The sequence below is a fragment of the Shewanella sp. SM73 genome, assembly GCF_025653795.1.
GTDB lineage: Bacteria > Pseudomonadota > Gammaproteobacteria > Enterobacterales > Shewanellaceae > Shewanella > Shewanella oncorhynchi.
The window spans coordinates 15,829-38,087 of the sequence record NZ_JAKKRY010000021.1 but is presented as its reverse complement, the minus strand read 5'-3'; the positions used below and the strand labels follow the sequence as shown (position 1 = coordinate 38,087).

18 protein-coding genes are annotated in these 22,259 nt (G+C 46.8%); 15 read left to right on the top strand and 3 right to left on the bottom strand.

The genetic code is table 11. The features are described 5' to 3' along the window. Positions 1-148 precede the first annotated feature (148 nt). The 15 genes from sicP to L5M51_RS20950 all read left to right on the top strand — a co-directional run bounded on the left by sicP (position 149) and on the right by L5M51_RS20950 (position 18,469). Positions 149-586 (top strand): chaperone SicP, encoded by a 438-nt coding sequence (gene sicP, locus L5M51_RS21020; protein ID WP_028761715.1) that lies wholly within the window; start codon positions 149-151, stop codon positions 584-586. A gap of 1 nt (position 587) precedes the next feature. After that, complete coding sequence (locus L5M51_RS21015) at positions 588-4,631, top strand: type III secretion system effector BopA family protein (protein WP_263174466.1); 4,044 nt, start codon at positions 588-590, stop codon at positions 4,629-4,631. Between the two features lie 118 nt (positions 4,632-4,749). Beyond that, a complete protein-coding gene (locus L5M51_RS21010; protein ID WP_263174464.1) occupies positions 4,750-5,109 on the top strand; it encodes a type III secretion apparatus in 360 nt (119 codons plus the stop codon). Further along, a complete protein-coding gene (locus L5M51_RS21005) occupies positions 5,109-7,166 on the top strand; it encodes an EscV/YscV/HrcV family type III secretion system export apparatus protein (RefSeq protein WP_263174516.1) in 2,058 nt (685 codons plus the stop codon). Before L5M51_RS21010 ends, L5M51_RS21005 begins: the two co-directional genes overlap by 1 nt. Positions 7,167-7,178: 12 nt before the next feature. Continuing rightward, positions 7,179-8,510, top strand: a complete 1,332-nt coding sequence (locus L5M51_RS21000; RefSeq protein WP_028761718.1) for an EscN/YscN/HrcN family type III secretion system ATPase — start codon at positions 7,179-7,181, stop codon at positions 8,508-8,510. Between the two features lie 16 nt (positions 8,511-8,526). Continuing rightward, positions 8,527-8,928 carry a hypothetical protein gene (locus tag L5M51_RS20995; RefSeq protein ID WP_168826780.1) on the top strand — a complete coding sequence of 134 codons (402 nt, stop codon included), beginning with the start codon at positions 8,527-8,529 and terminating at the stop codon, positions 8,926-8,928. Continuing rightward, on the top strand, positions 8,921-9,367 hold the full coding sequence (locus tag L5M51_RS20990; protein ID WP_168826782.1) for a hypothetical protein: 447 nt from the start codon (positions 8,921-8,923) through the stop codon (positions 9,365-9,367). Before L5M51_RS20995 ends, L5M51_RS20990 begins: the two co-directional genes overlap by 8 nt. Before the next feature lie 4 nt (positions 9,368-9,371). After that, positions 9,372-10,292, top strand: a complete 921-nt coding sequence (locus L5M51_RS20985; RefSeq protein WP_263174460.1) for a hypothetical protein — start codon at positions 9,372-9,374, stop codon at positions 10,290-10,292. Between the two features lie 119 nt (positions 10,293-10,411). Continuing rightward, positions 10,412-11,062 (top strand): type III secretion system export apparatus subunit SctR, encoded by a 651-nt coding sequence (gene sctR, locus L5M51_RS20980; RefSeq protein WP_012197160.1) that lies wholly within the window; start codon positions 10,412-10,414, stop codon positions 11,060-11,062. Beyond that, on the top strand, positions 11,059-11,328 hold the full coding sequence (sctS, locus tag L5M51_RS20975; RefSeq protein WP_012197161.1) for a type III secretion system export apparatus subunit SctS: 270 nt from the start codon (positions 11,059-11,061) through the stop codon (positions 11,326-11,328). The genes sctR and sctS overlap by 4 nt, the downstream gene beginning before the upstream one ends. Before the next feature lie 2 nt (positions 11,329-11,330). Beyond that, the gene (sctT, locus tag L5M51_RS20970) at positions 11,331-12,131 is read left to right on the top strand and encodes a type III secretion system export apparatus subunit SctT (RefSeq protein WP_263174458.1); all 801 of its coding nucleotides are present in this window, start codon (positions 11,331-11,333) and stop codon (positions 12,129-12,131) included. Positions 12,132-12,152: 21 nt separating this feature from the next. Then, positions 12,153-13,202 (top strand): EscU/YscU/HrcU family type III secretion system export apparatus switch protein, encoded by a 1,050-nt coding sequence (locus L5M51_RS20965; protein WP_131525061.1) that lies wholly within the window; start codon positions 12,153-12,155, stop codon positions 13,200-13,202. 542 nt (positions 13,203-13,744) lie between these two features. Beyond that, positions 13,745-14,977: an efflux RND transporter periplasmic adaptor subunit gene (locus tag L5M51_RS20960; RefSeq protein ID WP_263174456.1), complete on the top strand. Its 1,233-nt coding sequence runs from the start codon at positions 13,745-13,747 to the stop codon at positions 14,975-14,977. Positions 14,978-14,979: 2 nt separating this feature from the next. After that, positions 14,980-16,998 carry a MacB family efflux pump subunit gene (locus L5M51_RS20955; protein WP_263174455.1) on the top strand — a complete coding sequence of 673 codons (2,019 nt, stop codon included), beginning with the start codon at positions 14,980-14,982 and terminating at the stop codon, positions 16,996-16,998. Between the two features lie 7 nt (positions 16,999-17,005). After that, entirely contained in the window at positions 17,006-18,469 is a 1,464-nt protein-coding gene (locus L5M51_RS20950) for an efflux transporter outer membrane subunit (protein ID WP_263174452.1), read from the top strand. Between the two features lie 114 nt (positions 18,470-18,583). Here the strand turns inward: L5M51_RS20950 and L5M51_RS20945 are convergent, their stop codons facing one another. The 3 genes from L5M51_RS20945 to L5M51_RS20935 form a co-directional block, all read right to left on the bottom strand. Further along, a complete protein-coding gene (locus tag L5M51_RS20945) occupies positions 18,584-19,726 on the bottom strand; it encodes a site-2 protease family protein (protein ID WP_263174450.1) in 1,143 nt (380 codons plus the stop codon). A gap of 231 nt (positions 19,727-19,957) precedes the next feature. Beyond that, positions 19,958-20,335, bottom strand: coding sequence for a DUF4144 family protein (locus L5M51_RS20940; RefSeq protein ID WP_028759298.1), 378 nt, complete (start codon positions 20,333-20,335; stop codon positions 19,958-19,960). Positions 20,336-20,568: 233 nt separating this feature from the next. Continuing rightward, positions 20,569-22,257 carry a DUF342 domain-containing protein gene (locus L5M51_RS20935; RefSeq protein WP_263174447.1) on the bottom strand — a complete coding sequence of 563 codons (1,689 nt, stop codon included), beginning with the start codon at positions 22,255-22,257 and terminating at the stop codon, positions 20,569-20,571. Positions 22,258-22,259 lie beyond the last annotated feature (2 nt).

The following is a 22,259-nucleotide window of genomic DNA, read 5'->3' as shown; positions in this document are numbered from 1 at the left end:
GCCGCATAAGACTCGAGACTGACCCGTAATACAACAGGTATTTAAGTTAGAACTCGATTAGTCTCAGGTGTACACCTGATATTCATTCCTCCTGACTCAGGACAAACTTTCATCAAGGTCACACTTTCACCAATTGAGGGGACGCTAGATGAATGTACATGACCAATTATTAGCTCAGCTCGGCCAAGCACTCGGCTTACCATTAGTGTTTGATGCTAATGGACAATGTCTGCTAATGCTAGATCAAAAATTAATGATCTCTATACGTTACGGCGATGCGCAATGGACCTTTTATTGCATGCTCGCTCAGAAGCCGCAGCTGACTGAAAACCACTATTGGCAAACTTGTTTGCAATTGAATCTCAAACTTGCCGAACAAGGTAAGGGCTGCATCTGCTATGAGCCTCAGTCCGATGCTTTGTTATATTTAACATTTATTCCTATGCCAGCTAGTTCCCCCTTGCTCAGCGAATTTCTCGGTGACTTAGTCGACACGTATCAAGCTCTGCAGAGCCATGTTGAAACCGAAATGACTGGGACAACCTCATCAATAAATACCATAAATCTTAGTGCGGGGGGGCAATAATATGGCCTTAGATATCAGTGCATTTAGTCATGCGGCTAAGCTTGACGGCCGTCTTTCCTTAGTCGATACCCCCGAGGGTATACCGACGATTATAGTTGCCAAAGAAGGCTTTAAAGAAAAATTACTTAGCATGCTGAGCCATATTCCTTTACTCAAAAATACCCAAGCGGTCCAAGATTATGTCAATGGCTTGTCACTCGATAATAAGCAAGTGTTGGGCGTGTTCTTGCAGGCATTGGCGGTAAGATTTGGTCATGATATTGCACTGGATATGGTAGATGCTGTCGATTTGTCCGGTCATACTCCATTTACTCGGCGTACGATCGAGCAACTCACCGAACGGTGTGAAGCATTTATGCCGCTCCCTCCTTTAAACATATGCGAGACTAATGAATATACGCTCAAAGTTCTTGCTTTACCTTCCCAGAGCGGGATTGAGTCCAAATCGTCGGAGAAGCAAACGCTCAGCCCATCAGTGCTTAAACCTTCAGCAGAACCTATATCCGTCGATAAAGACATCAGGGGAACGGCTTTCCATATTTTAAGCCAGCAGCTTATTACGCCACAGGATATTTTACACACACAGAATCAATGCCTTAAGCAGTTGTTAACTACACCAGTACCTCAAAAATTAACTATGCCGACCACTCAAACTTGGCTGGCGTCTTGGGTGTATTCAGAACCTGAACCCATTAAAACCTTACAACAAGCTATTAAAAATTATAATCAAGTACTTAGCGACACTCAGCTAGCGACATGTATACAGAACTTAAATCAGAGTCGAGATCCCTTGATTAGCAGCGATGAACTGACTGCAATGCGTGATCATGTCAAATTTGGGCTAGTGCAAATTAAGCAGGCTTTAACCCTAGTCGCTGAATTGAAAGCTAATTTGTCGGTGGAGCAGAGCAGTGTTCTGTCGCCGCTACTGGCCGAAGTCAATCTGGGATTATCGCAATATGATGTGTTAACTACGGCAATGCAGACATTTGAGCAAGCCTTATTAGCATCGACCCCGATGCGCCTAGCCTTATCTGAGTTTCATGCCCAGCTTCCCTATTCACTACAAAACAAACTGACAGCGGATACTTTAGTGAGTAGTTATCAACTGTTTTCCCCTTTAATGCAAAATGAACTCAGTCAGACAGAGAGAGTTGAATATATAGCGGCAAGCTTAGTTTCTATGCTCAATGAGGAGAACATCAGCGAAGTCTCAGGGCAAAAAAAAATAATGCCAGAGATCAAAAGCTTAGTATTACTTATTAACCAGTTTGTGCTAAACCCTATACAAGAACCTCTAGCCATGAGTTCGTCATTTAAGACTCCATTTGAAGCGCAACAGGCTGAAGCCGAGCAACATCTAATCCAGCTAGAACAAGCACAAACCTTACTGGCCGACTGCCTTACTCGGGCCAGTAATCTTAGCGAACAATCGCTAATCGCTGTCGGCAAGCAAGTGAAAATCGAAGATCATTTAGCTGCAGTGAAACAGGCTGGAACCCAACTCAGTACTATATTGTATAAGGCTATCAACCCTTCTGGGGAAGAGGTTCATTTCGAAGATCTCACCGCAACATTACTGTATCTTGGCGGACAAGAATATGTCGAGAAAGGCAGTCGTTTACAGTTCGATGAGCCTGTTAACTTTGATGATCTCGACCTTGAGCAGACACTAAGAAATGAGCTCGATAGCTATACTTTAACACCTCAAGTGGCAAGTTTAGCGCAGCAAGTTCTACAAACTCAGCATCATCTTAATTGGTTCGAGGGAGTGAGCTCCATCAGCTTTAGCCCAAATAATTCGCAAGATATTTCGTTGTTTGATGATGTTAACAACCTGCAACTAGTCTCACAGATTGAGCAAGATCAAGCTCGTTATCACAGTTTTCTGACCGAACGTCTTGCCTTGTGTAATGATTATCACCGAGCCGTGACCGAGTTGCTGTCGGCTGTTCCCTCTGAGACGGTGCGCAATCAGCTAACCCAAGAGCTAGTGCAAATTAGTGCGGATCAAGATGCGACCCGAACTTTAGTTGAGCGACTCAATCGACTGCAGAGTGCACAAGATGTGCTAGTGATAGCGGGAAATAATGTCGCTAAATTGTCAGCGTTAACCCAGCAACTCGCGCAAGTTAGGAGGGAAACAAATGCTGAACGTGCCGAGGTCAATTTAAGTTATTTTCTTAGCCATCTTCCTGAATTACAAACTAATAATGAAAAAGTGCGCGCCTTAACTCAAGAGCAGCATCTCTTATCGGCTAAACTGGAAAAATTGACCGCACATTTACAGCAGTTATATGGTGAAGGGCTAGTACTCACTTTAGCCGAACCTGAGGCAAGTTCCCCTGAACTGCGAGCTTTTCACACTGTGACTCGCCAGTTAGCCGAAGTCAATCGCTCTATTGAAGATCTCGATGATGCCTACCAACATGGTTTGTTAAAGCTGAAAAAGACCACAATTGCAGCAAAAAATAATGGCGGCTATCCAGATCAAGGGGGAATGGCGAGTGGACATGCATGGCAAAGTTGGTTAGTACAAAAGTTTGTCGGCAATTGGTCTTCCCAATATCGTCCAAGTTTAGAAGAACTTATTTTATCTAGACAGCTGGCCAAAAATAACATGAGCAGTGTCGCGGAGGCTTATCTTGCTTTAGCATCAAGTGTTAAAGCCTCGAAAGCTAGCGTAGCAAATGTGTCAGCTTTAACCTCGCCTCAAAACATGATGGCTGCACTGGGCGACCTGCATAATTGGTCGATGGCACATCCGATCGAGGCACGTGAGCTCGCAGGCAATTTAACTCAAGCCTACAATATTATTTTGGCCAACCCAGGGACCTTTGGAATGGAATTGGTTAACACTGTCACCACAGTGTGGCAAACCGGGACGGTACAAAACCAAGTGCACGATATTCTGCAAGGTAAGAGAGAAGAGCTGCCGGATAAAACGAATTTCGCTATGACACCGCAAATGATTGCGTTATTACACATGGCACAGTTAGCGCCGTATATTGCTGGTGGGGCGAAAGGGGCTGCTAATACAGGCATAGGTGGGCCTTTAGTAAGCGGTGTATTTGGGATGATGTTTCCTGGCGCAGGGATGGCTACACCTGTCGTCGGCTTAGTTGGCGGCGTTCTGCAAACTTGGTCAGAACGTCAGCTTGCCAATAACATGCGTGCGTATCGTAGCAGTGAAGTTATGGTGAATGCTTTAATTAAAGGCATGCAGGCAGAAGGCGGGCTTAGTGCTCGTGGTGAGGCCATCGCTGGCTATATGCTACAGCGACAGGCCCTGCAAGATGTTGGTACAGTCTCCCGTGATTGTTTTGAAGTCGGTAAAGTCGGTGCAGTTAAGCGTGCACTCACAGATATCGTTAATTGGTGGAAACATGCTTCAACGGGAGCCAAAGTCTTTGCTGTGGTGACGACACTTGTGGTTGCCTCTGTGGTATCGGCGGGAGCGATCGCGGCGGCATTGTTTACCTTAGGGACTGGCGGCGTCGGAATAGTGGCAGCTGTGGGGCTTGGATTGGGAGGATTAATGGTAGGCGCCTATTTTTCCAAGGCTGTGGTGTCGACATTACAAGGGGCTAATTTTTTAGGCATGGCCGATACTGCCCGCGCGGCCGAGGCTGAAATGACAGAAAAACGAATTGAGCAAGCGTTCGCGCAATTGGCTCATACTCCCGTATCTCAAACTTCAATAATTAAGACAATTGCCCACAGCGTATCAGGCACCCCAGAAATCCCTAAATCGATGGCGGATGTATTGGGGCTTGAACAACACCAAGCCGCGCTAAAAGCACATTTACTGCCGCAATTAGTCGGCCTCGATAGTGATGCGCAGCAGGCGATCTTTGTTCAGAGCATGCAACAATATGCCAATGATAAAAGTCACGAAATAGAAATTAATCAAGCAATAGACAGGGAGAAAACAGTCGAGCTGGCTATGAAATGGGTTGCTGAACTTGACATAGTACCAGCACAATTACAGCAATGTATGGAAGAAATCGATGCGGCCTTATTGATGGAGAATTCTTCTCGATAATCCATAGTGGTTGAATCGCTGTTGACTTAGTACTTGCGGGTATTCAGGTGTTCACCTGATACCCGCTTTTTATTGTCTGGGAGATGATAAGATCGAGAGTTAATGCTGGAGAAGCGATATGGATTTACTACTAATGCGCAACCTCGAACAATTTTTTCGGTTAGTGAATCGCTGGCCTGTGAAGCTTGAGGAACGCATTGAATGCCATTGGCCTCCACACGGAGTGTTACTCGAGTGCCATCAAGGACGATTATTGATGACGACTTGGTTGCTTAACACTCCCGCACGTGATCTCAAACCTTATTTATCACGTTGGCATCCAGAAGCTTTTGCGGGCAGAGTTCAGCGATTGTTCATCGTCAAAAACCGTTTAATGATCAGTTGCCTCTGTCCATCGACATACCAGGGTCATGATTGGTATCACTTGTACCAGCTGCAACAAAAATTCCTAAATCGTATGCTCATAGGAGGTCAATGATGAACCTCATCAGTCGTTGGTTAAGTAAAGCCGCAGGGCGTCACGATATCATCTTAAGTGCTATGTTAATGGTAGCTGTATTTATGATGATCTTGCCTCTACCGACACCTTTGATCGACGTATTAATTGCCTTAAACCTTGGCTTGTCGATAGTGTTATTGATGATCGCCATATACATCCGTGACCCTTTAGAGTTCTCAGTATTTCCATCCCTACTATTGATCACAACCTTATATCGTCTGGCACTTACTATCAGTACCAGTCGTTTAATTTTACTGCAGCATGATGCTGGAGATATTGTATACACCTTCGGTAACTTCGTGGTTGGCGGCAACTTAGCGGTCGGAATTATTATCTTTGCCATCATCACCATAGTGCAGTTTATCGTTATCACTAAGGGGTCTGAGCGGGTGGCGGAGGTGAGTGCACGTTTTTCCCTCGATGGTATGCCTGGTAAGCAAATGAGTATCGATGGCGACATGCGTGCTGGCATCATTGACGCTAAAGAGGCAAAGCGTCAACGGGCACAAGTTCAGAAAGAAAGTCAGCTTTATGGCGCGATGGACGGCGCGATGAAGTTTGTAAAAGGCGATGCCATAGCCAGTATTATTGTCATTTTAACTAATATCATTGGTGGTATCGCTGTTGGTGTCATGCAGCACAATATGTCGGCTGCCGAAGCATTAAATACCTATGCAGTCTTGTCTGTCGGGGATGGTTTGATAGCCCAAATACCTTCGTTACTGATTTCAGTCACTGCAGGCTTAATTGTGACCCGAGTTCCTGGAGAGCAGAGACAGAATTTAGCCAACGAATTAGTGATGCAAGTAGGACGTCAACCCGCATCATTGCAAATGGCCGGGATAGTCATGTTCATCTTTGCTTTAATCCCTGGCTTCCCAATTTTAGTCTTCGGCACACTCGGTTCGGTCGTTTTAGGGGCTTCATTGTGGTTGAAGCGTCAGCAAAAACGAGCAAGTGCTCAAGGAGAGGAGAGCCATTTCACTGAAGCAGGCAAAAGTGACACGGCCAATGTCGACAATATGGCACCAGGGGCTGTACCACTGATTTTATATCTTGGAGCCGATGTGCCTATCCATGGGGTTAAAGAGGCACTGCAAAAACTACGTTGGCAATGGTTTGAACAATTGGGCGTGCCATTACCGGAAATCCAATTACAAATAGCGAAGAAAGGCAGCCTAGGTTGTTGTGATGTGCTCTTGTACCAAGAATCTGTATTGCAATTGCAGCTAGTACCACAGGAAGCCCTTTTGATTGACTCCATCGCAACGATTCCATGCCGTGTCGAGTCCATCCCTTTTAGTAATCAAAGATTGCATTGGATCAAAGGTAATGCGCTTGAACAGGCGGAAGCCCAAGGTTTAGCTGTTTGTCGTGATGAGCAAATTCCCGCTTATGTGATGGGTAAAGTGATCGACCGCTATGCAGGGGAGTTTATTGGTGTACAAGAAACCCGGTATTTAATGGATGCTATGGAGGCTCGCTACGGTGAGCTCGTCAAGGAACTTCAACGCCTCTTGTCAGTAGGAAAGGTCGCCGAGATCCTACAACGGTTAGTTGAAGAGGGGATTTCGGTGCGCGATTTACGAACTATTTTTGAAACCTTAGTAGAATGGGTGCCAAAGGAGAAAGACATCATCATGTTAACTGAGTATGTACGGATTGCGCTTCGCCGTCATATTCGTCGCAAGTTTGCTACTCCACAAAGTTGGATCGCTGTGCTCATGGTCGGAGAAGGAATTGAAAATGTGATCCGTGAATCGATACGACAATCGACTGCTGGCTCTTATTCGGCCTTGGACATGGCACAAACTCAGCAAATATTAACCTGCATTCAAGAACAGCTGCCACCGGAACAAACCTGTGTACTGTTGACTTCGCTCGATGTGCGCCGTTACCTGCGAAAAATCGTAGAACGCGAGTTATTTAGCACACCCGTTTTGTCGTTTCAGGAATTAGGCGACGATGCAGAAATAAAAGTCATAGGCCAAGTGGACTTAGTGGGTGAGGTACTCGATGCCGCACTGGCGAGCTAATGGAGGCGATAGATGAAATTACCCAGTAAAGAAACACTTTATGCACAACTCGAACCTAGTTTATTCGCCACTCAGAGTTTGTTGCCTGTTCCATCGGTTCGCTATTTCGGCAAAGTTCAAGAAGTGGGGGCCACACTCGTGCGTGCAACTTTGCCCGGTGCACATCAAGGAGAGCTTTGTCTCATTGGTAATCGCCTCAGCGCCGAAGTCGTTGCGGTAAAAGGCGATGAAGCCCTGTTATCGCCCTTCGACGTTACGGCTGGACTATGCAGTGGAGAATTAGTTGAAACCTTAGGCCATGGGCATCAAGTCCCCTTAGGTCAAGGCTTGCTTGGTCGAGTGGTCGATGGCCTTGGTGCTCCTATGGATGGCTATGGACTGACTGCAACGTCATTAAGGCCTAACCAAGGTTCTGCACCTAATCCATTATCACGACAACTTATTGATACTGTCATGCCCATGGGGATCCGCGCTATTGACAGCGCCCTCGCCTGTGGCATCGGCCAAAGGATTGGTATTTTTGCCGCTGCAGGAGGGGGAAAGAGTACCTTACTTGGCATGATCGCCGCGCACTGCCAAGCGGATGTGATTGTACTGACCTTAGTCGGCGAGCGTGGCCGTGAAGTCCGTGAGTTTATCGAATATAACCTCACGCCAGAGGCAAGAGCGCGCACTGTGATGGTGGTTGCTACATCGGATCGTCCTCCGCTTGAGCGAATGAAAGCCACACTAACGGCAACGACCATTGCTGAGTACTTTCGCGATCAAGGTAAAAATGTGCTGTTGATGGTGGATTCACTGACCCGATTTGCCCGCAGTGCGAGGGAAATTGCGTTGGCGGCTGGCGAGAGCCCAGTGTCGAGCGGTTATCCTCCAAGTGTCTTTGTCAATTTATCGGCCTTAGTCGAACGAGCTGGCCCTGCAGCCAAAGGTAGTATCACTGGCATATATACCGTACTGGTTGAAGGGGATGATATGAATGAGCCTATCGCCGATGAAGTTCGTTCCTTACTTGATGGACACATAGTGCTATCACGTCGACTCGCGGGAGCGGGCCATTACCCTGCAATTGATATCAATGCCAGTGTCAGCAGGGTAATGGATCAGATTGTTAGCCCTGAGCAGCGGTGTCATGCCGCCAAGATGCGCCAGTTACTGGCATTGTATCAAGAGGTTCAATTACTCATCCGAGTGGGTGAATACGTGCAAGGTGAAGATCAAGAAACCGATGAAGCAGTGGCTCGCCATCAGGATATTCAGCAGTTTTTGTGTCAATCAGTCAATGAATTCAGTCCCTATGAAGAGACACTACAAAAATTGAAATTATTGCTTTTAAGCCATTAATGGGAGGAACTCAATAATGAACCCATCCCAACTTACAGCGAAAGACGAGCAATTATTACAGCGATTACTCGCAATTCGTAGTGACAAAGAAGCTAAATTGCGCCGAGAGCTAGCCTTACATAGGCAAAAACTCAGGGAGCTACTTGACAGGCAAATCCTCATCAATCTCGAGCGGCAAGCGCAAACTAATCGGCTGCGTCTGCAGCAGATGCCAGAACAAATATTAACTCCAACTGAGCTAATCACTTTTAAATTGACCTTAATGAAAGAATACCAAAAAGAAAGGACATTAGCCGAAACTGCTGAGATGTTGGTAATAGAAAAAGAGCAGTTGGAGTCCATTATGGTGCATATGCAGCAGGCGATTCTTCAGTTAGTTAAATCCCAACAAAAACTGCAGGAGGTTGTCGATGAATAATCCTATGGCGATAGTGCGAACATCGAAAATATCTTTCCCCAGTGTCGAAGCCAGACAAGAGTCGGATCCAGAAATGCGTCGCTTGTTTAACCGTTATTTCTGCGGTCAACAGGAAGATGACAACACTCTATCTACCAAAGATCGGCTTACCGCTAAGGCACTACTCAGCCGCGATGGTGGTGTGTACCGACAAGGAGCGGCCGAAGTAATCCGGCAAGGTGAGCAACTATGCTATCGCTTGCTCAATGGCCCTATGATGGGATTAGTGATCCAAGCCTGTTACCAACCTCGAGGAATTCAATTGCAGTTGTTTCCTAAGACAGCGCGTCAATCGGAACTGCTCGCAAGACTCTTACCTCAACTCAGCGAGCAACTACAAGGGCGACGCTTTGCTATTCATTTAGATCTTATGCCAACCAACACAGCAGTGACGAGGTAGATGAATGAACATCAATAAACTGATCAATGCTAGCCAAGTCATAGGCCGTGGCCTAGCACAGCAAGCTTGCCAAATCGAACTGACGCGTATCGGGGGCGATGGAGTATTCTGGCAAAGACGCAATGCTCCATCAGGATCGGGTCTGTGGTGTTCTAAACAGGATTGGCAACTGTGGGTAACCGCAGTAACTGGCGTAACTTCCTCGACTGAGATTGCTTGTGATTTATTGCCCTGTGTTAGTGCGGCAGCATTTGATGTAGCGGGTGAATGGTTGGTCGATTGCCTTGAAGAAGTCCCTAAGCCATTTGGATTGGTGCCAGATATTTATCCCGTGCTAACGCTTCAAACTACGCAATTGGAACAAGGCGACGAGGGGAGTGCCACTCAATTGGCTTGTGTCTTAGTTGATTGGCCGCAAGAGGACTGGCAGAGCCAAGTCGAGTCATGGTCAGCATTCTCAGGTAAAACGGTGGATGTTAGTTTGAGTTTAGTGGCCGGTTTTGTGCCCCAAATAACGCCTACACCTGACTTACCCGAAATAGGCGGGGGGTTATGGCTCGATGGTGATGTGCAAATCGAGCAGGGGGAAGCGCTGTTATGGGCGGATGGACCGTTGGCTAAGATCAAGTTCATCACCCCTATTGATGGTCCTCAAGCACAACTCGAAATTGTGTCTTTATTGCCTAAGATGGACGCTATTCAGCCCCCTTTGATCGCCGATATTGGTCGAGTGAGTCTACCTCTGGCTAAGCTCGGCGCTATGATGACGGGTGATAAGTTAACGCTGGAGGTTACGCTGAATAATCAAGTGCGTTTAGGACGGTTCAGTCATCAGTACGGTCAAGAGCTGTACCAAACTCTGGCAAGTATTCATCTCCTGCGTGGAGAGTCGGGATTACTCGCACAAATCGAGGCTCTAGTATAAGGGGAATTGTGTTGCTTTTACGGATATGTCAGCGGTTTTTAGTTAGCTAAGGTCTTCACCTGATACAGGTCAATCACAAAGCGCGCCATGATGGAACCCTAGCCACAAAGGAGGTTTCCATGACCTTACTCGACCATCCAATCCAATTGATCATTATGTTGTTTTGCTTGTCACTGCTGCCGCTGTTCGCCGTGATGGGCACTTCATTCTTGAAATTGGCAATTGTGTTCTCTATGTTACGTAATGCCTTAGGGATCCAGCAGATCCCACCCAATATGGCAATTTACGGCCTCGCATTAATTCTCACTCTGTTCACCATGGCACCCGTGGGGATGGCAATCAATGACAATCTAAAAGCCACTCCTATAGTGTTCGATGCACCCAATGTATTTGAGCAAATCAACACTGAAGCCATAGCACCCTACCGCGCATTTCTCGAAAAAAATACCAGCAATACTCAGATTGAATTTTTCGCCAATATTGGCCATAAGGTCTGGCCCGAAAAATACCAGCAAGTGCTGACCAAAGACTCACTGTTAGTGATGGTGCCAGCCTTTACTATGAGTCAGCTCATAGAGGCATTTAAGATAGGTTTACTCATTTATCTTCCCTTTGTCGCAATTGACCTTATTGTCTCCAATATTTTACTGGCAATGGGCATGATGATGGTGTCCCCCATGACGATAGCCCTACCGTTCAAATTGTTGATTTTTATCTTGATGGGTGGATGGGAAAAACTGATCAGTCAACTAATGATGTCATTCTCATGAGTGAAACTATCATAGTACATTTCACCTCTGAACTACTGTGGATGGTGTTACTGCTGTCGCTACCTGTTGTTATCGTGGCCTCAGTTGTCGGAGTTTTGGTTAGCCTTATTCAAGCCCTAACCCAAATCCAAGATCAAACATTGCAGTTTCTGATCAAACTCATCGCCGTGTGCGTGACACTTGTGGTCTGTTATCACTGGATGGGTAGTTCACTGTTGAATTACGCCAGCATGGCTTTCGATCAAATTAGCCAAATGGGGGGGTAGTGATGACAACTCTGCTACCCAACCTATTAACAGCACAGCTTCCGGTGTTGGCACTCTGTATGATGCGCCCTTTAGGCATGATGCTGCTATTACCCTTATTTAAAGGGGGGGCAATGGGGAGCGCATTAATCCGTAATAGTCTGATTTTAATGTTTGCTTTACCTACTATGCTGGCAATGGATGAAATGCAGCCGATACTGCAGCAGGCCGACACTTGGATGCTCATCAGCCTATTTGGCAAAGAAATTATTGTAGGCATGTTACTCGGTTTCTGTGCCGCCATTCCCTTTTGGGCCATAGATATGGCGGGATTTGTAATTGACACAATGCGGGGGGCATCCATGTCGACTGTACTTAACCCATTGATGGGACTGCAATCATCGATTTATGGCATGCTGTTTACTCAAGTTCTTACTGTGCTGTTTTTAGTCTCGGGTGGTTTTAATTTTCTGCTAACTGCACTTTATCAGTCATATCAACAATTACCCCCAGGATTTAATTTAACGCTAAGCCAGCCCTTGATGGTGTTTATAGCCCATGAGTGGCAATTGATGTGCCAACTATGTCTCAGTTTTGCCATGCCCGCCATGGTGATTATGATCTTAGTCGACGTAGCCTTAGGGCTAGTAAACCGCTCGGCGCAGCAGTTAAACGTTTTCTTTTTGTCTATGCCCATTAAAAGCGCTTTGGTCTTACTGTTATTGATCTACAGCTTACAGTTTGCTTTGTCCCATTACCTGCAGACCATTTCTGGGGTAGAGCAGCACGTAGATATTTTGTTTGGACTCTTAGCAGGGCACTAGTGCCCCTGGTGGATATGACTTATGGCCGAGAAAACAGAAAAACCCACAGAAAAACGTTTACGAGAAGCGAGAAATCGCGGCCAGGTCATTAAAAGTGCTGAAATTGTCACAGGGTTACAGATGGCGATCATTCTCGGTTACTTTCTCTACGAAGGGCCTGCACTCGTCCAAGCCATTATGGCGTTAATCGACTTAACCATTCACGCCATCAATCTTCCCCTTGAAACTGCGGCCGAGCAAATCGTTGGTACCTTCGCCATGCTGGCATTACGTTTTTTAGGTGGGCTGACATTAGTACTCGTGTTTACCATAGTGGTGGGGAACTTAGTCCAAACAGGTCCCGTTTGGGCGGCTGAGTCTATAATGCCGAGCATGGATAAACTCAATGTCATGAATAATGCTAAGCAACTTATTTCACTGAAAAGTCTGTTTGAGCTCGCTAAAAATCTCGTTAAAGTCACAGTGCTGAGTTTAGTGTTTTACTATCTGCTCCATCGTTACGTTAACGCCTTTCAATACTTGCCTTTATGCGGAGAAGCCTGCGGTATCAGTGTGATTTCGACCATGATCACTTGGCTCTGGGGCAGCTTTTTAGGATGTTACTTAATATTTGGGATCGCTGATTATGCATTTCAACGCTATAGCCTAATGAAAGAACTCAAAATGTCTAAAGATGACACCAAACAAGAATACAAAGATTCTGAAGGTAACCCCGAAATGAAACAAAAACGCCGCGAAACCCAGCGAGAAGTGGCGTCTGGTAGTCTTGCCAGTAACGTTCGCAAAGCCACAGTGGTTGTGCGTAATCCAACCCACATTGCCGTGTGTTTGTATTATAGTGAAGGTGAGACGCCGTTGCCTAAAGTGCTTGAAAAAGCCGAAGATCACATGGCCTTACACATAGTGGCATTAGCTGAGAAAGCTGGGGTGCCAATTGTCGAGAACATTCCATTGGCCCGTGCCTTATTTAAACACGTTGAGGCAGGAGACGTGATTCCAGAGAGCCTATTTGAACCCGTAGCAGAGCTTTTACGTCTAGTGATGACAATATCCTATGATAATATGGAGTAACATGTCTTATTGTAATCAAATAGAATCCTTGATGATAATTGTCTCTTACGAATCCCATAATGAATCTATGAAATTCAAATAAGTAGCCACGCATAATATTGTTTGAAGTAATCAATTTTACCAAAATATTACTCTGAATTTGCACTAAGTTAGTTTTACGCACGCCGCAGAGATATGGTATCTGCAAGTGTGGGGTGAAACTCCACGACGTTGATTTTTTCTTGAAAAAGAATCAAATGAAGTCTGCATCTAGATTCGTTTGAATGTCTGAACTACCACAAGTGGCACAGTCATAGAATGTAGACCCCAACAATTTATCACCTGACGATTTGATAACGCACTAAATTGGCATGGCAGTTTAAGCACCACTCAATCGTGCTTTCCTTGTCAATTTCTACACAGATATTTGCAAATCTTTACCTGTTAACGACACTTCCTTCGTCTACTGTCTTTGGCTAACTCTATATACTGTTGGAACAATTTCAGTTCCTTAGCAAGATGAATGCTTGCTGTCTTTAGCATTGATGGACACGACAATACCGATGAAAAAATCCTCAAAGCGTAAATTGCTGCTCGCGTTAAGCGGCTTAATACTCCTCAGTGGCGGTGCTTATTTTATGTGGCATAAGCCTGAAACGGTACCTACCTATGTAACTGAAGCGGTGCGCCGTGGCGATATCGAAAACTCAGTACTTGCCAATGGCATGTTGCAGGCATCCAAACTGGTGAGTGTGGGCGCACAGGTATCGGGGCAAATCTTAAGTTTGCCGCTGGCACTGGGTGATGAAGTAAAGAAAGGCGATTTGATTGCTCAGATTGATAGCCTAGCGCAGCAGAATAATTTGAAGGATGCCCTCGCATCACTCAAGAGTATCAATGCTCAGTTCCGTGCTAAACAGGCGCAGATCCGCCAAGCTAAATTGGAATTTAGCCGCCAGCAGCAAATGCTTGCCGATAAGGCCAGTTCTCGTGCCGATTATGAAGTGGCCGATGCTAATCTAACGGTTTATCAAGCCGAGCTTGAGCAATTAGAAGCGCAAAAACAACAGGCTGAGATTAACGTCGACAGTGCCAGAATCGATTTAGGTTATACCAAAATTACCGCGCCGATGGATGGCACTGTGGTGTATTCCGCGGTGGAAGTGGGGCAAACCGTTAACGCTAATCAAACAACACCGACCATAGTTGAAATGGCGCAGCTGGATACCATGACAGTTAAAGCGCAGATTTCCGAAGCCGATGTTGTCAATGTCCATCCGGGTCAAGCCGTGTATTTCACTGTCCTTGGAAAACCGAATCATCCCTACCGTGGCGTTTTGAGGGCGATTGAGCCTGGGCCGATTTCGATGGATGGCGACGATAGCAATATGAGCTCTAGCGACTCAGACGCCATTTATTACCATGGTCTGTTTGATGTAGAAAACCCTGACCGCACCTTGCGTATCGGCATGACGGCGCAGGTGTCCATAGTGTTAGCTAAGGCCGATGATGCGCTATTAGTGCCTGCGCAGATATTGCGTATAAAGCCGAGGGAGAAATCCGCGGCGCCAGAGGCTAAGTCTGTCGAGCGTAAAGCCCGCAGCGGCTCGCAATATCAAGTGCCTGTGTTAGTTGATAACCAAGTGCAATATGTGGATGTCACTGTGGGGATTAACAACAAAATCAATGCTGAAATCACCGCGGGTTTGAAGGAAGGCGATCAGGTTGTGCTTGGCATGCCGTCTTCCGATGATGGCAGCAGTAAATTACGTCGCCCACCTAGCGTGAGGTTTTAACAGTGACAACGGCATTACTTGAAATTTCAGGTTGTTATCGCACTTTTCAGGCGGGTGAGCAGCAACTCACTGTGCTGAAAGATGTGAACTTGTCGATTGGCCGTGGCGAGATGGTGGCGATAGTAGGTGCTTCTGGCTCGGGTAAATCGACCCTAATGAACATTCTTGGTTGTTTAGATAAGCCGTCAAAGGGCGCGTATTTTATCAACGGCCAAGATACCTCGACTATGGACGTTGATGAGTTAGCGCAGCTGCGCCGCGAGCACTTTGGTTTTATCTTTCAGCGTTATCATTTACTGGGCGATTTGACCGCCATAGGCAACGTCGAAGTACCTGCTGTGTATGCGGGTAAAGAACGCACGGTTCGTAAAGACAGGGCCGAGCATTTGTTAACGCGTTTAGGCCTTGGCGACAGGTTTGACCATAAACCCAATCAGCTCAGTGGCGGACAGCAGCAGCGGGTCAGTGTGGCGCGCGCTTTGATGAATGGCGGTGATGTGATCCTTGCCGATGAGCCGACTGGTGCATTGGATAGTCACAGCGGCGAAGAAATGATGCAGTTGTTGCAGGAGCTTCACAGCGACGGTCATACCATCATTATCGTGACCCACGATATGCATGTGGCCCAATATGCCGACCGCATTATCGAAATCAAAGACGGCGTGATCATCAGCGATGAGCGCAGTCAGGATAAACAAACGGCTAAGCCACAAAGCTCGACGTCGCAAAGCTCAACATTACAAAATACGGCGTCACAAAAGCCTAACGGTGCAGTGGCAGCAAAAGATGGCTCGCGTGCGCGGGTGGCTTCGTGGGACAGATATGTCGAAGCGCTTAAAATGGCGCTGGTGGCAATGTCGACCCACAGGTTACGTACTTTCTTGACTATGCTCGGGATTATTATCGGTATCGCCTCTGTGGTTTCTGTGGTGGCCTTAGGTGAAGGCTCGCAGCAGGCCATTCTCAAAAGTATCAGTTCGATGGGAACTAACACGATTGATATTCGCCCTGGTTCAGGTTTTGGCGATAGACGCTCGGCGCGGGTGCGCACCTTAACCGCAACGGACGCCAATGCCCTTAAAAATCTGCCCTATGTTGATAGCGTGACACCAAGCATTGGCTCTACTGCAACGGTTCGTTTTGGTAATAAAGCGGTATCGGCATCGGTGAATGGTGTGGGGCCTGAGTTTTTCCGTGTAAGAGGGTACGAGTTAGCGCAGGGCCAATTTTGGGATGATGCAAGTGTCGCATCGCTCGCCCAAGATGCGGTGATTGATGACAACACCCGTAAGGAGCTTTTTCCTAACAGCGCTGCCGACAATAACTCGGCAATAGGGCAAGTGATTTTCCTTGGAGATTTACCCGTACGTATCATAGGTGTGACTCAACCTAAAGAAAGTGCTTTTGGTAACAGCGATGCGCTTAATGTGTGGGTGCCTTACACCACAGTTTCTGGCCGTATGGTGGGTAAAAATTATTTGGATGGTATTACCGTTCGACTCGATGAAACTGTGCCGAGTAACGCGGCGGAGCAGGGCATTATCGCGCTGCTTAAGATGCGCCACGGCACGCAAGATTTCTTCACCATTAATACCGATACCATTAGGCAGAACATTGAAAAAACCACGGCAACCATGACCTTACTGATCTCGGCTATCGCGGTGATTTCCCTTGTCGTTGGCGGAATTGGGGTGATGAATATTATGTTAGTGTCTGTGACTGAGCGAACCCGTGAAATCGGTGTTCGTATGGCCGTGGGTGCGCGCCAGAACGATATTTTGCGCCAGTTCCTTATCGAAGCCATTTTAGTGTGTTTGTGTGGTGGCACCTTAGGCATCGCCTTGTCCTACTTAATTGGCGTGGTGTTTGCTCAAACGGGGGGCAGTTTCCAAATGATTTATTCCACCACCTCCATCGTTGCTGCCTTTGCCTGCTCGACCTTAATTGGTGTGCTATTTGGTTTCTTACCCGCCCGCAATGCGGCGCAGTTAGATCCCGTTGATGCACTAGCCAGAGAATAATAACACCATGAATACTAAACTATTTAATCAACCATTTTCGCCTCGTAGCTGCGCTATTGCTGTTTGTACGGCTTTGGGACCAGCTCTGTGCATAGCCCTGTTGAGTGGTTGTGGCAGTGTTATGCGTTCAGACTTTGAACCGCCCGCACTGGCTATTCCTGAACAGTGGCAAAACACCACAGTGAACGAGCAAGTGAGAGTAGATCCTTGGTGGCAGCAGTTTCATCAGCCCGAGCTCGATAAGCTGGTCAGCCAAGTGCTGAGCACTAACAATGACTTAACCCTGGCGACCTTAACGCTGCGTAAGGCACGCTTGCTGGCAGGGCTAACGCGGGATGATCTATACCCACAGTTATCGGCAAACCTTGACGCTTCCCGTAATCAGCCATTTGAGGGTGGCGATGCGACTAAGAGTTATCAAGCGAAATTGTCCGTGAGTTATGAGGTGGACTTGTGGGGCAAAGTGTCGGCCAATATCAACCAAGCTCAATGGGCTGCGCTGGCGAGCGCCGAAGATAGAGAAAGTACCACCCAAAGCCTAGTGGCGACCACTGCATCCTTGTATTGGCAGATAGGTTATTTAAATCAACGGATTGATTTAAGCCAAAAGAGTATCGAGTACAGTCAGCAAACGCTGGCATTAACCCAAAGGCAGTATGATTCTGGGGCCGTGACGCAAGTGAATGTGCTCGAAGCTCAGCGCAGTATGGCGGGACAAGAGGCAGCCCATAGCCAGCTTATTCAACAATTAACTGTGGCTAAAAACGCCCTAGCGATATTACTCAATCAGACTCCTGCAGCTGTTCCTGCGCAGAGTTTAGCTTCAGGGGGAACTTGGGTTGAGATTAAGCAACTCCCCGACGTAGCAGTACCTGATGTGAGCGTGGGTGTACCCGCAGATTTGTTAGTGAGACGCCCAGATGTGAAGGCCTCCTTGTATCAACTGCGCTCCGCCTTGGCGAGTAAAGATGCGACCTATGCGAGTTATTTCCCAAGCCTGAGTTTAACCGGCGGTGTTGGGGAGTCGACCTCTGAGTTAAAAGAGTTGTTACGCAATCCCGTTGGCAGTTTAGGCGCAGGGCTAGTCTTGCCCTTTTTGCAGTGGAATCAAATGCAAATCAATAATGACATTGCCGATATCGATTATCAAACCGCAGTGGTGAATTATCGCAAGACGCTTTATTCCGCCTTTGAAGATGTCGATAACGCGATTTCGGCTAAGCAGCAATATCGCTATCAAGGGGAGAAGTTGGCGCAGCAATTCAGTGCAGCGGCGGCTGTTGAAGCCATTTATGAGAGCCAGTACCGCAATGGCGCTATCGGTATTCAGAATTGGATTGATGCCCAAGAGAATCGTCGCAGCGCCGAGGCGGCTTTACTCGAGAATCGTTACAACCAACTCACCGCCCAAGCGACGCTTTATCAAGCTCTTGGTGGCAGCGATATCGCCCCTCCTTTGGCAAAGGAATAGCGCATTTTTGTAAAAGCATCACAGCGCGACAGAAAAATAAAAAACCGCTATTAATAGCGGTTTTTTGTATTGCTCAGGGTGAGTGTTTGAATCTGTGCTTAGCCGTTAAGTGGATTAACTGCGTAATATTTGCAGCGGCAAGCTGAGCATATCATCGCCCGTTCCCGCTAAGTGCCAGATTATGCCGACTAAGGCACCAACTGTGAGCAAGTACCAAATAACCGAGAAGATTTGCCCGTATCTGTCTAATGGCAGCAGATGGCTTTGATGGCGAGTTCGCCACTCGAAGATGATTTCTAAGCTGCCGATCAACAACAAGAAGCCCAATAGCGCTAAGCCTAAGGTGTAGCTGATATACACTCCGAAAGCGGCACCGGCGGCGCAGGCGACCAGCCCCATGATGCTGTTCATCGAAAAACTGATGCTCTTTAAAATATGGCCGCCATCGAGTGGCAAAATAGGCAATAAATTAAATAGGTTAAGCAGCGCATTAAAGGCGGCAAGGCCAGCAAAAAACACATTGCCCGTTGCGTGGTAAGCAATCAAGGAAGCGATGGACATCAAGAGCCCAAAGGTAGGTCCCATGATAGAAATCACCACATCTTGCCAACGTGTATTAATTTTCTCATCGGAGAGCGCGAGTCCGCCCATAAAGGGAATAAGGTAAATCCCTTTGGTTTTCATCCCAAAATATTTCATTGCGCGAATATGGCCATATTCGTGGAATACCAAACAGGCGATAAGTGCGAGGGCGAATTGGAAGGAGAATAGCCAAGAGTAAGCGGCAACACTGGCGCCCGCTAACACCACCTTTATGACTTTAGCGCTCTTTAACAGCTTAAAGCCGAGGGAGGCGAGTCCTATCATGCTGATTTTTTGCTGCTTAACGATGGGCGTTTCTGGTGTTTGGCGTTCGATATCTTTCTCTGTCCGTCGCCCTTGGTCGATAATCTTGTCATCCATCAGCAAGCAGTAATCGAGGCGGAAAGGCTGCCAAACGAGATCGGTTTCGAGGCGAACTTGGATTTTAGCTTCTGTTATGGCGATGGCTTGCTCACCATTTTCTGTCACCAATGGGCTGCTGTGGTGGGTGAGTTCAAAGACATGGACTTTGAGGCCGCCATTATCGACGGAAGCTTCTTTTTGTGAGACTAAGGTGTTGTCCCAGTAGAGTTGTTGCCAGCCCGCGAGCGGGCCTTCTAAGCGCAGTTGTTTGCCTAAGCAGTCAATCTTAAGTAGTTCCAATTTCGGTTCCATCTATTTGTATATTTAGTGCCAACTTAAACGTCATCTCTTGAGTCGACGCAGAAAACGGTTATTTTGGAGTGCATCTTAAGCGCTTTACCGTCTGGCTTAGCGCTGTTGCACCGCGGCAAATTATGCCTGTGAATTGATTATGAGGATATTAGCTTTTAAGGTCATATTGTTTTTTATTGATTAACTGAGTCATTGATAGCCATTTATTATGGCTTATCATGTGTTTGCTGTTTATTCATCGAGGGTACGAACAATTTCGATTCCTTGGGCAATTGTCGTGAAAGCCAGTTTAGCAACACAACATTGTCCTAGTGCTTGGGCATGATTTTGAACCCATTTGATAAATTCATTGAGTGGTAAATCCTGTTTTTGGCGCAGTAATCGAGGTAATTCGCCAACAGGATCTTCATGGATTTTTTGTGGACAGGCACTGATAAGGTATCGCTGACCTTTGGAGTCTAATAATTGATCGGTTTCGATGAAGTGATGCTGATAGAGACAGGCCAGTTCGAGCCAATCTCTTTGATGTTCTAGGTAAAGTAATTCGTCATTTTGAGTCAGTTTTACAATCGCTGGCCATTCAATACTCGACATCTTAACGCTAGTCATTTCAGATCCTTAGGAAGTTTAAAATGGGCTCTGAGGTATTCTCTGAGATCAATCGGCGGCAGTAAACAAGGATTAGGATTTAGCAAGAAGGTGACTTGGCATACTGCTGCGTGCGTTTATCTGTGAGCAGTATGCCACGCTTGGAGAAGATAGATAGAGGCCAGAACGAGTTCAGAGGTTTGGCTACCGAGCGAAAGCCGCCTCAGCACTGGCGTTAAGAACCCTAGTGAACTTTATGTGCTCGGTGCAGCTTTGGCCTTGGCGTTATAGTCAAAGTTAATCTCTTGATTAACATTGGCAATACAACAAGTGCCGTGTTCACGTGCCGTACGGTGATTTGCTGGACCTATATGCAGCTCAACGTTAAGGAATACGTGTTTAAGCACTTCGATGCGGTATTTTTCGTAGTAGCCTTCGACTTCTTGTTTAAAGGTATCGAATTCAAGCTCTTCACGGGTACGTTCGTCCATGATGCGATTCTTCTCATCAAGCATCATCTTTATTTGCTCAATCATAACCGCGTCAGCTTGCCATTCTGACTTGGGGGGCAGTTTATTGAGGCGAGCCTCGATATCTAAACTGGCGACGACCATAGCTTTAACGCTCTCATCGAGTAGCTTGAGATCTTGCTTGAGTTCAGCCTGTCCCATTGCGCAGTAAACGTCAGTTTTAGTCCCTGCCGTTGCACCTATGACAACCGCCGTGATGCCTTTTTCAGCGTGTGCAACTCCGCCAACCAGATCACCACGACGACCGCTAGGATCGCTGACCGTTAAACTGCCGGCGGTTTTGGTATTACTGTGCAGCAACTGTTTAGTGACTAAGATATTACCTTTGGCAACTAATTGAGAATATTGCACAAATTGGGCGCTGATCTGGCCTTGAGAATAGATATTGGTAGAGTATTCATTGGCTTTAATCTGGCGGCCAATGATGCCTTTACTCACAGTGACATCGCCTTCTGCTTCAAGGGTGGCGGAGTCCACAAACCCCATCACGGTAATATCGCCTGAGCTTTTAACTATCATGCCCTCGTGGACATCACCTGTGATTAAAATACTGCCCTTGAAGGTAACATGGCCTGTGCTGATGTCGACATCTTTAAGTTGCAGTACATCATCGACATTCATACCTGTACGGGTTTCGACGGGTTGCCCCGGCACTATGGCGATCAGCTTATTGGGATCTTTGGGATGAAAAGCTGTGCCTGTTCCCACTTGAAGCACGGCATCCTTACCTGGTTTTTGTTTAAGGACTTCGCCCTTGATGTTGTAGCCCGGAGTGCCTTCGGTGGCTAAATGTTTAACCATCAAGAGATCATTGGCTTTAACAATGATCATTGCGCCTAAATTGCGCATATCGACACTGCCATCTTCGCGCTCTTGTGGCTGAAGCAAGCGCTCCCGCGCAAGGAATACTTTGCGTTCTAATACCGCATTGAGTCCATTTACAGGGGCTTTGCCTTGGGCTATTTCACTTTGGCAGATTTCCCCTGGCTTGAGTGTGCTGAGTTGCTTTAGTAGAGCTTGAATTTTGAGTTTGCTTAGCCCCATGCAGACGTTGTTTTTTTTGAGATGAGTGAGAATCTCTGGCAAATCTATCTGTTTACCACCCCATGCTGCGGTAAGTTTAAGACTGGCTTGCATTTTATCGGGACTAATCTCGATAGCTATGCTGCCATCGCGACGTTCGGCCAAAGTAGTATAGAGCTCAAATTTTCCATCGTCTTGATTACAAAGAGAGTTGATTTTAGCGACGGTTTTAGTAATGGCTGGTTCTAGCGGAAACAGGGCGGCGAATTCAGGTAAAGACAACAGGCGCATTATGTCTTCATGGGTGACTGGACCATGGACATTAGGGATCAGGCGCAATTCAGCTTTTGTCTTATCGCTGTTTAGCTCTATGAGTTCAGGGTCCAGCATAG

Coding starts and splice junctions, on each gene's coding strand:
- L5M51_RS21000 (WP_028761718.1), top strand. CDS start 7,179: ATGAAATTACCCAGTAAAGAAACACTTTATGCACAACTCGAACCTAGT.
- L5M51_RS21005 (WP_263174516.1), top strand. CDS start 5,109: ATGAACCTCATCAGTCGTTGGTTAAGTAAAGCCGCAGGGCGTCACGAT.
- L5M51_RS20940 (WP_028759298.1), bottom strand. CDS start 20,335: ATGACTAGCGTTAAGATGTCGAGTATTGAATGGCCAGCGATTGTAAAA.
- sicP (WP_028761715.1), top strand. CDS start 149: ATGAATGTACATGACCAATTATTAGCTCAGCTCGGCCAAGCACTCGGC.
- L5M51_RS20990 (WP_168826782.1), top strand. CDS start 8,921: ATGAATAATCCTATGGCGATAGTGCGAACATCGAAAATATCTTTCCCC.
- sctS (WP_012197161.1), top strand. CDS start 11,059: ATGAGTGAAACTATCATAGTACATTTCACCTCTGAACTACTGTGGATG.
- L5M51_RS20965 (WP_131525061.1), top strand. CDS start 12,153: ATGGCCGAGAAAACAGAAAAACCCACAGAAAAACGTTTACGAGAAGCG.
- L5M51_RS21010 (WP_263174464.1), top strand. CDS start 4,750: ATGGATTTACTACTAATGCGCAACCTCGAACAATTTTTTCGGTTAGTG.
- L5M51_RS20945 (WP_263174450.1), bottom strand. CDS start 19,726: ATGGAACCGAAATTGGAACTACTTAAGATTGACTGCTTAGGCAAACAA.
- L5M51_RS21015 (WP_263174466.1), top strand. CDS start 588: ATGGCCTTAGATATCAGTGCATTTAGTCATGCGGCTAAGCTTGACGGC.
- L5M51_RS20950 (WP_263174452.1), top strand. CDS start 17,006: ATGAATACTAAACTATTTAATCAACCATTTTCGCCTCGTAGCTGCGCT.
- sctR (WP_012197160.1), top strand. CDS start 10,412: ATGACCTTACTCGACCATCCAATCCAATTGATCATTATGTTGTTTTGC.
- L5M51_RS20960 (WP_263174456.1), top strand. CDS start 13,745: ATGAAAAAATCCTCAAAGCGTAAATTGCTGCTCGCGTTAAGCGGCTTA.
- L5M51_RS20985 (WP_263174460.1), top strand. CDS start 9,372: ATGAACATCAATAAACTGATCAATGCTAGCCAAGTCATAGGCCGTGGC.
- sctT (WP_263174458.1), top strand. CDS start 11,331: ATGACAACTCTGCTACCCAACCTATTAACAGCACAGCTTCCGGTGTTG.
- L5M51_RS20995 (WP_168826780.1), top strand. CDS start 8,527: ATGAACCCATCCCAACTTACAGCGAAAGACGAGCAATTATTACAGCGA.
- L5M51_RS20935 (WP_263174447.1), bottom strand. CDS start 22,257: ATGCTGGACCCTGAACTCATAGAGCTAAACAGCGATAAGACAAAAGCT.